Below are 12980 nucleotides of genomic sequence, written 5' to 3' on the forward strand. Positions count from 1 at the left end.
ATATTCAATGAAACATCTACATATGCTGATGGCAGCGCTGACTGTTGTGCTATTTTTATATCAAAGTTACTTAGTACTCAGCGCAGACCGCCGCGCACCACGTGTGGTCAAAATAGCCACGCATATTATCTATGCCCTGCTTATCCTGTCAGGTGCGATGATGCTAATGCAATTGATGGGTGCCAACGCTCCTGTCCAGTGGGTGTTTGCCAAAATCATTTTACTTATCGCTGCTATTAGCTCAAGTATCAAAGCGTTTAAGGTTGATGCGACACCTGTGCAAAGAAAAACAGGTATCCTTATTGCTGCCGTTGCCTATATCGGGATCGTCATACTTGCCTTTGCCAAACCAGCAAACTTATTTTAATAAGCGATTTTCTGTTTTAATAAGCAACCGTTTTAGAAAGCTGTCGATATGTTGATGACATGATACGAAAATTTTTCATCATCGACGGATTTTCAATATCTTAATTGCGCTATTTTTGCTATCTTAAATAGATATAAATACAATCACTTAGCCACTGGAGCCATTATGAAAACGTTTACGACAGCGACACTACTAGCTGGCATTTTTGCGCTCTCAGGTTGTGCCTCTACTGGTAACATCACCCCTCAATATGTACCGCCAAGTACTTATCAAAATTATAATTGCCAAGCACTTAGCCAAGAGTACACTCGCGTCAACCGCTATGTCGAAGCGGCTCGCAATGAGCAATCGACCCTATCGGCATCAGGCGTCGGTGTTGGCGTCTCTGCAGGACGCTGGGGTATCTCGCCGAATATCAGCTTTGGTCTAGGCAAGAGCAACAATACCAAAGCACGTGATGCAAAATTATCGCGTCTCTACGGTGAGCGTGATGCAATTGTCCAATCGGCACGCATTCAACGTTGTAGCTTTGCCAATGGCATCAAGATTTATGGTGAGTAAGTTTAAGCAAATGCAAGGCTATCTGCACGACTAAGATAGTGTATGACACCATAAAATAGTACATGAAATAGCAAAAAGCCAATATGCAGATCGCATATTGGCTTTTTTATTGCTACGGTTTTTATAAGAAAACATGAGCGCTTGGATAGATAGCTTGGAGAAGAGTCAATCTAGTCTGATTATTATTAAGACTGTAAGCCTTGCACCCATTGGAGGATTTGATGACTTGGTAACGCGCCCGACTGTCGCGCTACTTCTTTACCATTTCTAAAAGCAACCATCGTTGGTAAGCTGCGAATATTATAAGGAGCGGCCGCCTGTTCGTACTTATCCGTTTGGACTTTGGCAAAGACCACTTGTGGCAATTGACTAGCCGCGCTCTTGAACTCTGGCGCCATCATAATACAAGGCTGACACCAACTCGCCCAAAAATCTACGATAGTCAGAACATCGTTCTTTTGGATAACCTTATTGGCTGTTTGCGCATTGAACTCATGCGGACTGGCAGTCAATAATGGCTGACCACATTTACCGCACTTTGGCGCAGCGCTTAATCGTGCAGCAGGTACACGGTTGGTTGCTTGGCAATGTGGGCATACTAGATGAAAACTTTGCTCACTCATTATTTAATTCCTATTCTAATTATTTTGTTATTTCAAATACTATTCATGAACTCTTTTATATAAAAGCTATTTACGTTGATTGATTACATGAATAATTTTAGCATAGTTAATTGGGCTTATCCTTTATGCCAGTTGCTGTGCCACACCGCTATACACATAGCTCATCGGTCGTGGACCGGGCAAATACGCTTCGCTCAACTCATCAATAGCAAAACCACCTTCTCTGATAAGCGCCGGAATATCGCGATCTAAATGACATCCTCCCGCTATAGGTTTCCAAAAAGGCGTCAATCGATGCTGCCAACGTTCAACAGAAGAGTCTGGTGCCAGTCCATGCTCACAAAATAGTAAGCGACCGTTAGGTTTTACCCCGCGCGCCATTTCTCGAAGCGCCGCTACTGGATCATCAATACTACACAAGGTAAAAGTCATCACAATCGTATCAAATTGATCCATATCGGCATGGATACCTTGTACATCGACGGCTACCATCTCAACTGGAATGCCAATGTTAGCTGCACGCTCACGGGCCAGCGACTGCATCTGAGCTGCTGGATCCACACCGATGATAGAAGAGACTTTATTAGCATCATAAAACTGTAAATTCAGACCGCTACCAATGCCGATCTCCAACACCTTACCGAGCGCTTGCGGAATAATTTTAGAACGCGCTTTCATCACATTACCCGTACTACAGGCAATATCTATCATCTTTGGCAACACATAGCGCTCGTAAGGGTTCATTGCTCTCTCCAGTTATTGCCGCCCTTAGCGCCTGCAGGTGGTCATATATAGCATCTAGAAATGGACAGTCTACAGGTTAGCATTCTTATAGATATCAATCATACGATACTTACGTAGGGCTGCATTAGGTAATCATCTTCAGTTATTAAACTGTTTAACTTATCCACCAAGGACATTGATCGGTACTTTTAGATAGCGCGTACCATTGTCTTCTGGCTCTGGAAAATGTCCTGCATCGATATTGATTTGTACAGCAGGGATGATAAGGCGGGGCATATCTAAAGTCGCATCACGGCGCTCACGCATCTGCACAAACTCCGCTTCGTTTATACTGTCTTTGACATGGATATTTTCTAGTTTTTGTGCGGCTACCGTCGTCGTCGGGCAATGCTGACGGCCTTTGCTTGGATAATCATGACACAGATACATGACGGTATCTTCAGGAAGTGCTAGCAGCTTCTGAATAGACTGATAAAGCGTTTTGGCATCGCCGCCAGGAAAATCGCAGCGCGCTGTACCGACATCAGGTGCAAACAACGTATCCCCAACGAATACCACTGTTTTCTCATCATCAGCGGCTAGATAGGCCATATCTGCACGCGTATGACCGGGTACATACATCGCAGTGATAGTAATGTTACTAAGCTCTAAAGTCTGACCGTCATCTGTCAAAATATCAAACTGACCAGCATCAGTACGGAAACTGCTGTCAAAGTTAAAAATTTGCTTAAAGATTTTTTGTACTTCGGTGATATGCTGACCGATGACTAACTGTCCGCCAAGGCTTTCTTTTACATGGATGGCGGCAGATAAATGATCTGCATGCGCATGGGTCTCGATAATATACTTGAGCGCCCAATCTTGCTCACGTACAAACTCAATCACTTCATCGACACTACTGGTATTGGTTCGGCCTGACTTAGCATCGAAATTCAATACAGGATCGACAATGGCGCATAATTTTTGCTCAGTATCAGCAAGTACGTGGGTATAGGTTTCTGTATCGCTATCTAAAAAAGAATGAACTTGCATGGTGGCCTCTTTGATTATTTATACATAAGTTATTTATACATATTTTGGTCATAGGGATTTTTATCTTTAATTAACCCTTAAGTATGATATTCAGTCGTATATAATGCGTTCCTACGACTTATATGATGCCACCAATATAACAACCAACATACAATTTATCAATTTATATAATGTAATTAATGATAACTTGCTATGTGGCGTGATATCATTGATAATCAACTATATATTGCTCAAAAAATCATGGCATTTGTTACCATCTAATGTAAGGAATTTGTTCTGACTACTTCTATTTCAGCCGAAGGTACACCTACTCGCAGTACTACTGACGATGGGTCATCTGATACTGCAGATTTAGTACCTGCCGATCTTGCCAAGCAAATGCAGCAAGCATCGCTACAAGCCAGCCAACTACTAAAGTCGCTATCGCACCCTGATCGCCTACTTCTTCTCTGTCAATTGACCCAAGGTGAATATTGCGTCGGTGAGCTGGAGGATTTGGTCGGGGTTGGACAGCCGAGCTTATCGCAGCAATTGGGTATATTGCGTAAAGACGAGCTGGTCGCCACACGCCGCGAAGGTAAGCAAATTTACTATAGTATCGCAAGCGAGGATGCGCTAGCTGTACTCGATCTGCTGTATCAACGTTTTTGTGCCAAAGCAGAATAACGCCGCCCTCGCCTAATTATTTGTACTATCTACTGTGGTGATTGATATGTCCTCTATCGTCGCTCGTCTGATTCCAGCTTGGCTGCGTCAATACCAGCTCTCAGCGTTGCCGACTGATCTCGTCGCAGGCATAGTGGTGGGCGTGTTGGTCATACCGCAGAGCCTAGGTTACGCGGTGCTTGCAGGACTGCCGCCTGTCTATGGCCTATATGCAGCGATCGTACCTGTCCTCGTTTATGCGTGGCTCGGCTCTAGCAACGTGCAAGCCGTAGGTCCCGTTGCCATTACCGCCATCATGACAGCCAGTGGCCTACTGCCTTATGCTGAGCAAGGCACTGAACAGTATGCACTGATGGCCAGCCTATTGGCACTAATGGTAGGTGCACTGCTATGGATTGCAGGACGGTTAAAACTTGGCTGGATCATGCAGTTTATCAGTCGCGGTGTGTCCGCAGGGTTTGTAAGCGGTGCAGCGGTTCTTATATTTGTCAGTCAGCTCAAATATCTGACAGACATTCCGGTCACTGGCAATAGTTTGATTGGGTATCTATCTACCATGCAACGCTATGCCAGCCAGCTGCATCCATTGACCTTAGCTATCGGTATTACCGCATTTGCGCTATTGGTTGCCAATCGCTATGCAAGTGAGTGGATATGGCAGACGTGGCTATCATCGTCGTATGCCAAATGGGCAGAGCGCTTATTCCCGCTTATTTTACTTGGCATTGCTATCGTACTCAGTATGGCACTGCATTGGAGCACACATGGTGTCGCGACCATCGGTCGTATTCCACAGGGGCTGCCGAGCTTTACGTTACCGCATATCTCAGACCTACAAGAGGCGCTGAAACTCTTGCCAACCGCAGGATTGATGGCACTGATCGTATTTGTGTCGAGCAGTTCAGTTGCCAGCACCTATGCTCGTTTGCGTGGTGAGAGCTTTGATGCCAATCGTGAACTGACTGGACTTGGGCTAGCCAATCTGTCTGGTGGACTGTTCCAAAGTTTTGCGGTTGCGGGTGGATTTTCGCGTACGGCTATCAATGCCGATTCAGGCGCGAAGACACCACTTGCTAGTCTCGTCACTGTACTGGTAATGATGGCCGCGCTCATAGCCTTTAGCAATGCGCTTGCTCCACTACCCTATGCACTACTGGGCGCAACTATCATGGCCTCTATCATTGGCCTGATAGATATTGCGACGTTGAAATCTGCATGGCAGCGTGATCGCTTAGATGGTGCTAGCTTTTTGGCTGCGTTCGTCGGTGTGCTGATATTTGGACTAAACACGGGACTGGTCATTGGTCTAATGGTGTCATTCGCCAGTCTCATCTGGCAGTCGAGTAAGCCGCACGTGGCTGTCGTTGGACAGTTGGGCGGTACAGGACATTTTCGTAATATCAATCGCCATGACGTCGTAACTTTTAACAATTTATTGATGTTACGTATCGATGAGAGCCTGTTCTTTGGTAATAGTGAATCTGTACATCGACGCATCCTCAATGCCATGCAGCAATATCCCGATGCCAATGAAATCATATTGATTATGGCTGCCGTCAATCATATAGATCTGACCGCCCAAGAAATGCTTTGCACCTTAAACCACGAGTTGGCGTTACAGAATAAGCGCTTACATTTCAGCTTTATCAAAGGTCCTGTGATGGACATCATCGGTCATACACCATTGATTAGCGAGCTATCAGGGCAAGTCTATCTGAGTACTTTAGATGCTGTCGATGCGTTAAAATAATCTATAGTTTGACCACAACAAAGTTGCTGCTACATTAATTTCACTCAACCTCAATTAATATTGTGGTCTACAACACAATATCGCTATGATAGCGCCTGTGTTATGCTAGACACACTAAATAGGGAATCAATTAACCTAGAAATCGGCCTAAAAAATGCTGATTTATAGTCCTTTGATATTCTTAGCCTAACTATCAATAATAAATATACTTTAACAAATATAACTGAACCTATTTTATGACCGATGATTTAACGATTTATAAGCAAATATACCCAAGCCAGTGCGTTAAGATTGCTGAGCTTGGTTATCGCTCAGTGCTTAATATTCGCCCAGATGCCGAGATTGAAACACAGCCTAATAGCTGCGATTTGGCAACGGCTACCGAACAGGCAAACCTAGCGTATCAGCATCTACCGTTTGATGATGAGCGCCTAAGTATGCTAACGGTCGAGCAGTTTGCCGATTTCTATCACTCAATGCCCAAACCTATATTAATGTTTTGTGGTACTGGGGCACGCGCCAAGCTACTGTACCAAAGCGCATTGATGCAAGGCCTGTTATAACAACCATCGCTCGAACTAACACGTTTTATAAACCCAACAACACCAATAAAAAAAGGAGCTCTTATGAGCCATGAAGTTAGCTTTACCGGACAAATCACGCCTGACCAAGTGCCTATGATTGCCGAAAATGGTTTCAAAACCATTATCAATAACCGTCCTGATGGTGAAGAGCCAAATCAGCCAACCAGTGCCGAAATCGAAGCAGCAGCCAAAGAAGCTGGTCTTGCTTATAAAGAGATTTCTTTTGCAGGTAATGAGCTGAATCAAACTCACGTCGAAACGTTTGCAGATTTCTTTAATCAAGCTGAGCAGCCAATGCTGATTTTTTGCCGCACGGGTAACCGCTCAAACGGTATCTATGAAGCAGCCAAGCAAATGGATTTACTAGACGACTAGTGCAGCATAAATAGACCAGACAGTTAGAGTATTTAGCCCACAGAATCTTGTGGGCTTTTTATTGCGCGTATCATTATGCTCAAAGCTTCATTAGCCACAAACAGATCAATCACTACCTAGTCACTGCCTAATCATTTCCCGATAGCTTCCAACAACCTCGACCAACCTCAATAGTCACGACAAGTGGGTTACTATACGAGCGTAATACAGCTATTATCATTTGATATGCTTGAGCTAGCTTGGTGGTTGAGACACCTCATTAGCTAGACGATTAAATACCTAAACACATGGAATGTGAGCAGCTGTATGGTGACAAAGTTGCCCCGCTGCTATTTACTTTCAAAAAGCCATCTTGATATGGCATTTTAGTTTTACAAGGAATGTTTGATGAATAATACCGCGCTAGCATTACTGCCACTAGCCCTTGCCTACATTATGTTCACTCTAGGAGCAGGGCTAAAACTGAGTGATTTTAAGGTCATTGCCAAATATCCGAAAGCGTTCTTTGTTGGCTTAATCAATCAAGTTGTGTTGGTACCGTTGGTTGCGCTAGCAGTCGTGTTAGTGACGGCTCCGCCACCAGCGATTGCTTTTGGGATTATGCTGATTAGTTTTTGTCCCGGTGGCGTCACTAGCAACATGCTAACCTACTATGCCAAAGGAAATGTCGCGCTCTCTATCGCGTTGACCGGTGTGGTCAGCATATTGTCGGTGATTACATTGCCCATTTTAATTACATTGGCTTTTGATCATTTTATGAAAGATCAGGCGAACTCTATTAGCGCGATAAAGATTGGCTTAGTCATGTTCTTATTGACCACATTGCCAGTATCTCTTGGTATGCTTGCTCGCCACAAATTTACTGACTTTATGGTACGTCGTAGCAGCCTTCTAAACGGCTTGGCCAGCGTGTTTTTTGTACTAATTGTCTTTGCTGCTATTGCCTCTAACTGGCAACTACTACAATCACAGTTCACTCAAATTGGTTTAGAGCTGGTCTTTATCATTGCTATTTTATTTGCTATTAGCATCTTAATCTCTAGAGTCCTAAAGCTCAGCTGGTTTGATACCAAAACCATCTCAATAGAAACCAGTATCCAAAATAGTACGACGGCTATTACCTTAGCTCCTATCATCATGGGTGTGAGCACACTGCCAGTTATAGCACTGCCTGCTGCTTTGTACGGTGTGCTGATGTATGTCGTTGCGCTGCCTGTTATTTTCCTAATTAAAAACAAGAACTGATTGTAGTAAGTACGAGAAATAAAAAGCGCCCTTCTCAATAAGTGCTCGTCTAAATAAGCGCCCTTCCAAACATTGGATGGGCGTTTTTTTTGAGATATGATTTACATGATGGAAATATGGCTTGGGTTATAGACTGGTCAATACTCAATATTGAGTACATAATAAAATGCTACTGTTATCGCTTAATAGGACTCTATGATGCAAAAACCGCTATTAATTATTGGTAATAAAAACTACTCATCGTGGTCGCTACGAGCATGGCTATTGCTTAAAGCATTCAATGTTGATTTTGATGATCAGCTTGTTGAGTTGTTTCATCCATCAGCACGTCCAACGCTCGAAGCGCATTCGCCAACAGGTAAAGTACCTATTTTAGTCTATGGTGAAAAAGATAATAAAGTAACCGTTTGGGACACCTTAGCTATTGCTATGCATGTCAATGAGTACTTTACGGATATTGATATTTGGACAGGCAATGATAAATCTAACGCTGAAAAACGGAATAATAATCAAAGTAGGATAAATAGCGCCTATTGCCAAAGCATCGTGGCTGAGATGCATTCGGGATTGACAGGCATTCGTAACGAGATGCCGATGAATATACGAGCAACGGCTAAGATACAACCAAGTAGTGCTTGCTTAGCAGATATCGCTCGTATCGAAGACATTTTTGCCGATTGTTTAAAAGATCGCTCAGCAGACAGTTTCTTATTCGGAGATTTCACAGCAGCTGATGTGTTTTTTGCTCCAGTGGTGCTGCGATTACAGACTTATGCTGATGCATCTAATATTACTTTGCAGCCATTTACCAAGCAGTATTGCCAAACCATGCTAAATCATCCGCACATACAAGCGTGGCAACAATCAGCACTGACAGAAACTCGAATTATTGAAGAAGATGAAGCAGGCGAGATACTGTCTGTCGTTGGCGTATTGGCGAATAAATAGTATCTTACATAAAAAAACCACTTCAGCTTAGCCAGAGTGGTTTTTTGTTTGATAAGACTTCGAGCATAACGTTTTACTGCTTTTGCTCTAATGCCTCTTTTACTGCTTTTTTACCCCATGCGCTCAGATCAAGGTCCAGCTTCTCATACTCTTGCGCATCGAACAACGGCTCTTTAACCCCTGATTTCAACTGACTTGCAAAGTCGTCAAGTAGACGCTTAGCTCGTGGAAACAACATTATCAAGGCCAATAAGTTTGCTAACGCTAGCACGCCCATCAATGGATCAGCGAAGAAGAATACTGTAGTAGCGGCAGGAGCCACTGCGCCCAAGAATAATACCGCAATCACAACAATTCGCAAAATCAGAGTCGCCATTTTGATATTCTTTTTGATCAAGAAGTTAATGGCATTTTCACCCATGTAGTAGTTGTACATAATAGAGCTTAGGGCAAATAGCAATATCGATATGGTCAAGATATACTGCGCCCAATCCCCAAGCTGGGTCGTTAGCGCTTGCTGTGCCAGTACAATACCATCGACTTCAGCACCTGGTTGATATACGCCGCTCAGTAAAATCATAAATGCGGTGGCACTACATACGATTATCGTATCAATAAACACAGACAGTGACTGCGAGATACCTTGACTAACAGGATGAGTGGCGTAAGCAGTGGCGGCAATATTAGGCGCAGAACCTAGACCTGCTTCATTAGAGAATAAACCACGCTTCATACCTTGCTCAATTGCCACACCAATACCACCGCCCACGACAGACTCAATGCCAAATGCATTTTTGACAATCATTACCATCAGTGCAGGCAGTTCTGTAAAGTTAAACGCAATAATAATAAGCGCCATACTGATATAGATTAATGCCATAACAGGAATGACAACGTCGGCTACTTTTGCAATGCGCTGAATACCGCCAAAGACAATAAATCCACCTGCAATTACCAGTACTACACCCGTTATCCAACGGTCAATTCCAAAGCTTTCAAGCGCTGAGCCTGCTACCGTGTTGCCCTGGAACGCCACAAACCCGATAGAAAAAGACAGTAGTAGCGAGATCGCATAGATGACGGCGAGCCAGCGATAGTCTTTACCTAACCCATGTAAAATATACGTCGCAGGGCCACCGCGAAAGTTACCATCATTATCTCTACGCTTATAAAGCTGCGCTAAGCTACACTCGACAATACTGGTCATCATGCCAATTAAGGCCACAACCCACATCCAGAATACCGCTCCCGGTCCTCCTAAAGAGATGGCAACAGCAACGCCAGCAATGTTACCGCCGCCCACACGTCCACCGATAGAAACGAGCAACGCCTGACGAGCAGAAATTCCGTCGTCTCCTACTTCATCCGTTTTGAACACACGGAACATACGTTTAAAATATCTAAACTGAGCGAACCTACCTACGATGGTAAATAATAAACCAAAGATAATTAGCATAGGCACGAGCGCCCAGCCCCACGTTAGTCCCCGATTAGGGCGAAAAAAGCTTCAATGTATTCCATGCCTATTTTCCTTATAGTTCATGACGCTATGATAGGTTTTATTGCATACATTATTGCATCAACAACACGAGTTTGTAATGCAAATGTCGAATTTGTAACGTAAATACTGATATTTTCTGAGTGAAATCACGTTATTGGCTCACGCAAGTGGCTATTTCCTAAATATTAGGGTTTGTTCTATAGAGACGTATTTATGCGATAGCATAAAAAAACCACCTCAACCGAGGTGGCCTTTTATACTGAAACTAAACCGAATAACTTACTGCATGACCAAGTATTCAAACGCTGACAATGCCGCTTTACTACCTTCACCCATCGCAATGTTAATCTGCTTAAATGGCACAGTGGTTACGTCACCACATGCAAAGATACCCTTACGATCTGTACGGCAGCGCTCATCGATTTCGATCTCACCAAAGCGGTTTAGATCAACAAAGCCTTTGATGAATCCAGTGTTTGGTACTAAACCAATCTGTACAAACACCCCTGATAAATCACGCTCATGAGTCTCACCTGTGCTGCGATCTTGGTAGACGATAGACGATACTTTGCCATCAGTCGCTTTGATCTCTTGTGTCGCTGCACCAGTAATGAACTCAATGTTGGTCTTCTCTTTGGCTTTATTGATCAGTACTTGGTCAGCTTTTAACTCATCAGCGAACTCGAGGACAGTAACGTGATTGACGATACCTGCCAAATCTAGTGCTGCTTCAACGCCTGAGTTACCACCGCCAATCACTGAGATGTCTTTACCCTTGAAGAATGGGCCATCACAATGCGCACAGAAAGCCACGCCTTTACCTATATTCTCTTCTTCACCTGGTACACCGAGCTTTCTCCACTGAGCACCTGTCGCCAAGATGATACTACGAGTATTAAAAGTCTCACCAGTATTTAGGTGGATACTGTAGTTCTCTTCTTCAGTTTCGCCAATTTCTTTAACGCTCACATGCTCTTTTAGCGTGATGTTGTATTCAGCCAAGTGCTTAACAAAGTTAGTCGATAAATCTGTACCATTGGTTAGCGGTACTGAAATCAAGTTTTCGATATCTTGCGTGTCTTTTACCTGTCCACCGATACGATCAGCGACCATTGTAACTTTTAAGCCTTTACGCGCTGTATAAATGGCTGCAGCCACACCTGCAGGGCCAGCACCGATGATAGTGACGTCTTGCTGCTCTAATTGCTCAGCATCGTCTTCTACTTCTGACAGTAAATCAGGGAACTGCTCTTGCAATTTTCCAATCAATTTAGCAGTGTCGATTAGACCATTAGCAAATGGCTTACCATTCAAAAATACAGCTGGTACACCTTGAATTTTATTCGCTTCTACTTGCTCTTGAAACAATGCACCATCGATCATCTCGTTGCTGATACCATCGTTTAATAGCGCAAACTGGTTCAATGCTTGAACAACTTCTGGGCAGCTATGGCATGACAATGACACGTAGGTCTGGAACTGTAATGGCTTATTAAAGCGCTTAACTAACTTTTGGATACCTTCATCCAACTTTAGCGTATGACCACCGGCTTGCAGAATCGCCAAAATCAACGACGTAAACTCATGACCACCTGGGATACCGCTGAATACGATACCAGTGTCGTTTGATGCGCCATCAATGTGACTGACTACTTTAAAACTAATCGCACTTGGCAAACTATCGTCAGTTGCTTCTGCATCGAAGTTGATTTTGTCTGTTGTTCCAGCAATCTTGGTCAAAAAATCTACCAATTCTGCACGTTTTGCATGCGTACCATTACCTAATACAAAAGTAATTGGGCGTGTCATGTTTTCGCTATAGCTCTTAACGGCATCTAATAAATTCTGATCTATCATGTTTGTTCCTCATTATGACTGAATATGTAACGGCAGCTATCATGCCACGCGTCTAAATATGAAATAGTTGGTGTTAATAATTTTGTATAAAAGGTTATATATAGTGGGCTCATGCCCTTTGATGTGTCTATTATCAAGCGTTTAGCGAGTTTCGGCAAGCTGAGAAACTCAAACTTTATGTTTTATAAAACCAATCGTTTATTAACTTAAATAATTAAATATAAATACATAGGTAAATGATAGTGATGGTACATAGTCTATTTTTTCGCTACAATCGAATGGTATTGATAGCAATATGCATTATCAATATCGTGAAGTAGCTATCTTTATTACCATTAAACTTTCACCCCTTCCAAAAAAAATCTCACCATCATAAGCGTCTTAACCATAACGTGCTTACGCTTATTCTAAGCTTGCACTAAATAACAAGGATGACAACATGACAATGACAGACACATGGCAAGATCACAGTGATATTATCGATGAGCTCAAGCAAAAGGACACGCATTTTGCGAGTATCTTTGACGAGCATACAACTCTAGATAGGCAAATCAATAAGCTTGAAAACGATGTGGTCAAGCATGCCAGTCGCGACGAAGAAATCGAACAGATGAAACGACGAAAGCTACAGCTTAAAGACGAGATTTATAAAACCATTGATAAAAATAAAGCACAGTCTCGCGCTTAATATTGCGTCTATACTTAGAGATAAGCTGAAAAATAATAC

Annotated in this window: 14 protein-coding genes; 9 read left to right on the forward strand and 5 right to left on the reverse strand. The window is 43.1% G+C overall.

Annotated elements, in window-relative coordinates:
* The first annotated feature begins 7 nt into the window (after positions 1–7).
* On the forward strand, positions 8–367 hold the full coding sequence (locus CXF69_RS13390; RefSeq protein ID WP_101205742.1) for a SirB2 family protein: 360 nt from the start codon (positions 8–10) through the stop codon (positions 365–367).
* 165 nt (positions 368–532) lie between these two features.
* Positions 533–928, forward strand: a complete 396-nt coding sequence (locus CXF69_RS13395) for a hypothetical protein (protein ID WP_057761508.1) — start codon at positions 533–535, stop codon at positions 926–928.
* A gap of 185 nt (positions 929–1113) precedes the next feature.
* Here the strand turns inward: CXF69_RS13395 and trxC are convergent, their stop codons facing one another.
* From trxC to CXF69_RS13410, 3 genes are all read right to left on the reverse strand, one after another.
* Positions 1114–1551 carry a thioredoxin TrxC gene (gene trxC / locus CXF69_RS13400; RefSeq protein ID WP_101205741.1) on the reverse strand — a complete coding sequence of 146 codons (438 nt, stop codon included), beginning with the start codon at positions 1549–1551 and terminating at the stop codon, positions 1114–1116.
* Positions 1552–1674: 123 nt separating this feature from the next.
* On the reverse strand, positions 1675–2295 hold the full coding sequence (locus CXF69_RS13405; protein ID WP_101205740.1) for a class I SAM-dependent methyltransferase: 621 nt from the start codon (positions 2293–2295) through the stop codon (positions 1675–1677).
* Positions 2296–2454: 159 nt separating this feature from the next.
* Positions 2455–3327, reverse strand: a complete 873-nt coding sequence (locus tag CXF69_RS13410) for an MBL fold metallo-hydrolase (RefSeq protein ID WP_102078814.1) — start codon at positions 3325–3327, stop codon at positions 2455–2457.
* 378 nt (positions 3328–3705) lie between these two features.
* On the opposite strand from CXF69_RS13410, the gene CXF69_RS13415 reads away from it, so the two are divergent.
* The 6 genes from CXF69_RS13415 to CXF69_RS13440 all read left to right on the forward strand — a co-directional run bounded on the left by CXF69_RS13415 (position 3706) and on the right by CXF69_RS13440 (position 8895).
* On the forward strand, positions 3706–3993 hold the full coding sequence (locus CXF69_RS13415; protein WP_057761516.1) for an ArsR/SmtB family transcription factor: 288 nt from the start codon (positions 3706–3708) through the stop codon (positions 3991–3993).
* Positions 3994–4039: 46 nt separating this feature from the next.
* Positions 4040–5743 (forward strand): SulP family inorganic anion transporter, encoded by a 1704-nt coding sequence (locus tag CXF69_RS13420; protein WP_102078815.1) that lies wholly within the window; start codon positions 4040–4042, stop codon positions 5741–5743.
* 236 nt (positions 5744–5979) lie between these two features.
* Positions 5980–6306 (forward strand): protein tyrosine phosphatase family protein, encoded by a 327-nt coding sequence (locus CXF69_RS13425; protein ID WP_057761519.1) that lies wholly within the window; start codon positions 5980–5982, stop codon positions 6304–6306.
* Positions 6307–6369: 63 nt separating this feature from the next.
* Complete coding sequence (locus CXF69_RS13430) at positions 6370–6702, forward strand: protein tyrosine phosphatase family protein (protein WP_057761521.1); 333 nt, start codon at positions 6370–6372, stop codon at positions 6700–6702.
* Between the two features lie 387 nt (positions 6703–7089).
* Positions 7090–7947 carry a bile acid:sodium symporter family protein gene (locus CXF69_RS13435; RefSeq protein ID WP_102078816.1) on the forward strand — a complete coding sequence of 286 codons (858 nt, stop codon included), beginning with the start codon at positions 7090–7092 and terminating at the stop codon, positions 7945–7947.
* A gap of 195 nt (positions 7948–8142) precedes the next feature.
* On the forward strand, positions 8143–8895 hold the full coding sequence (locus CXF69_RS13440; RefSeq protein ID WP_228706797.1) for a glutathione S-transferase family protein: 753 nt from the start codon (positions 8143–8145) through the stop codon (positions 8893–8895).
* A 73-nt stretch (positions 8896–8968) separates the two neighbouring features.
* On the opposite strand, the gene CXF69_RS13445 is transcribed toward CXF69_RS13440, so the two are convergent.
* Both CXF69_RS13445 and ahpF read right to left on the reverse strand, forming a co-directional pair.
* Positions 8969–10351 (reverse strand): alanine/glycine:cation symporter family protein, encoded by a 1383-nt coding sequence (locus CXF69_RS13445; protein WP_219621265.1) that lies wholly within the window; start codon positions 10349–10351, stop codon positions 8969–8971.
* A 324-nt stretch (positions 10352–10675) separates the two neighbouring features.
* Complete coding sequence (gene ahpF, locus CXF69_RS13450; protein WP_057761530.1) at positions 10676–12253, reverse strand: alkyl hydroperoxide reductase subunit F; 1578 nt, start codon at positions 12251–12253, stop codon at positions 10676–10678.
* A gap of 439 nt (positions 12254–12692) precedes the next feature.
* Between ahpF and CXF69_RS13455 the strand changes: the two genes are divergently transcribed.
* Positions 12693–12941, forward strand: coding sequence for an HP1242/YdcH family protein (locus tag CXF69_RS13455; protein WP_057761532.1), 249 nt, complete (start codon positions 12693–12695; stop codon positions 12939–12941).
* The last annotated feature ends 39 nt before the right edge of the window (positions 12942–12980 follow it).

Origin of the sequence: Psychrobacter sp. Choline-02u-9 (assembly GCF_002836505.1) — a bacterium.
Lineage (GTDB): Bacteria > Pseudomonadota > Gammaproteobacteria > Pseudomonadales > Moraxellaceae > Psychrobacter.

What these genes read in the sequence shown, in the direction of transcription:
- CXF69_RS13415 (WP_057761516.1), top strand. Translation starts at nt 3,706, where the DNA reads ATGCAGCAAGCATCGCTACAAGCCAGCCAACTACTAAAGTCGCTATCG.
- CXF69_RS13410 (WP_102078814.1), bottom strand. Translation starts at nt 3,327, where the DNA reads ATGCAAGTTCATTCTTTTTTAGATAGCGATACAGAAACCTATACCCAC.
- ahpF (WP_057761530.1), bottom strand. Translation starts at nt 12,253, where the DNA reads ATGATAGATCAGAATTTATTAGATGCCGTTAAGAGCTATAGCGAAAAC.
- CXF69_RS13435 (WP_102078816.1), top strand. Translation starts at nt 7,090, where the DNA reads ATGAATAATACCGCGCTAGCATTACTGCCACTAGCCCTTGCCTACATT.
- CXF69_RS13445 (WP_219621265.1), bottom strand. Translation starts at nt 10,351, where the DNA reads ATGCTAATTATCTTTGGTTTATTATTTACCATCGTAGGTAGGTTCGCT.
- CXF69_RS13390 (WP_101205742.1), top strand. Translation starts at nt 8, where the DNA reads ATGAAACATCTACATATGCTGATGGCAGCGCTGACTGTTGTGCTATTT.
- CXF69_RS13455 (WP_057761532.1), top strand. Translation starts at nt 12,693, where the DNA reads ATGACAATGACAGACACATGGCAAGATCACAGTGATATTATCGATGAG.
- CXF69_RS13420 (WP_102078815.1), top strand. Translation starts at nt 4,040, where the DNA reads ATGTCCTCTATCGTCGCTCGTCTGATTCCAGCTTGGCTGCGTCAATAC.
- trxC (WP_101205741.1), bottom strand. Translation starts at nt 1,551, where the DNA reads ATGAGTGAGCAAAGTTTTCATCTAGTATGCCCACATTGCCAAGCAACC.
- CXF69_RS13395 (WP_057761508.1), top strand. Translation starts at nt 533, where the DNA reads ATGAAAACGTTTACGACAGCGACACTACTAGCTGGCATTTTTGCGCTC.
- CXF69_RS13425 (WP_057761519.1), top strand. Translation starts at nt 5,980, where the DNA reads ATGACCGATGATTTAACGATTTATAAGCAAATATACCCAAGCCAGTGC.
- CXF69_RS13430 (WP_057761521.1), top strand. Translation starts at nt 6,370, where the DNA reads ATGAGCCATGAAGTTAGCTTTACCGGACAAATCACGCCTGACCAAGTG.
- CXF69_RS13405 (WP_101205740.1), bottom strand. Translation starts at nt 2,295, where the DNA reads ATGAACCCTTACGAGCGCTATGTGTTGCCAAAGATGATAGATATTGCC.
- CXF69_RS13440 (WP_228706797.1), top strand. Translation starts at nt 8,143, where the DNA reads ATGATGCAAAAACCGCTATTAATTATTGGTAATAAAAACTACTCATCG.